Annotated in this window: 1 protein-coding gene; it reads right to left on the bottom strand. The window is 43.1% G+C overall.

Annotated elements, in window-relative coordinates:
* Positions 1-136 precede the first annotated feature (136 nt).
* Positions 137-617 (bottom strand): DUF4198 domain-containing protein (locus B4H32_RS12565; RefSeq protein WP_286803361.1); only part of this gene is annotated, 481 nt, incomplete at its 5' end.

Below are 617 nucleotides of genomic sequence, written 5' to 3'. Positions count from 1 at the left end.
GCGTTCTTGTCCTGAATTTGTTGTCGAAAACTAGCTCCCATTAACATTGACATGCATATAAAAGTGAAAAACTGAACTGCTTGTAATGGGGCAGGAGAATTAAAGGCACTTAGCAAGATGTAAGTGCCTGAATTAGTTATTCAGTCACTTCAACAGTAACGCTGTAGGTATAACTTTGGGCCACAGGTGGCTTGGTATTGTCATTACCAGCTTCTGGATAAGTTGCCGTGATTAAGTAAATACCTGGTTCATTGAATTTAACCTCAACTTCACCTTTTGCATTGGTTTTTACATGCGGCTGCTCGCGTTTGGCATTTGGCTGATAGCTGTCCGCACCTTTAAATACATCAACCTCAAGGTTTGGAACTGGTTTGCCATCAAGCAAAACCTGTGCTTTCAATGATTCGCCAGCATATAGCTCATTTGGATGGGTTAGAAACTTGAACTCAAAACCTTTATTGGTCACTGCTGGAACAGGACTAGGCTTGCCCTTGGTCACAAAACTTTCAGCAATATAGGTATTGATGGTTTGTGCCGTTTTCGCATTGGCTGGAATCTGGTCTTCAGCAATGAAGCGTGGTGGCTGATTTGCTGGCGCCTGCTGAGGTGCCTTTTGT

The sequence above is a fragment of the Acinetobacter sp. UBA2063 genome (assembly GCF_002333245.1).
Classification (GTDB): domain Bacteria; phylum Pseudomonadota; class Gammaproteobacteria; order Pseudomonadales; family Moraxellaceae; genus Acinetobacter; species Acinetobacter parvus.
This window is presented reverse-complemented; position numbering and strand designations above follow the sequence as displayed.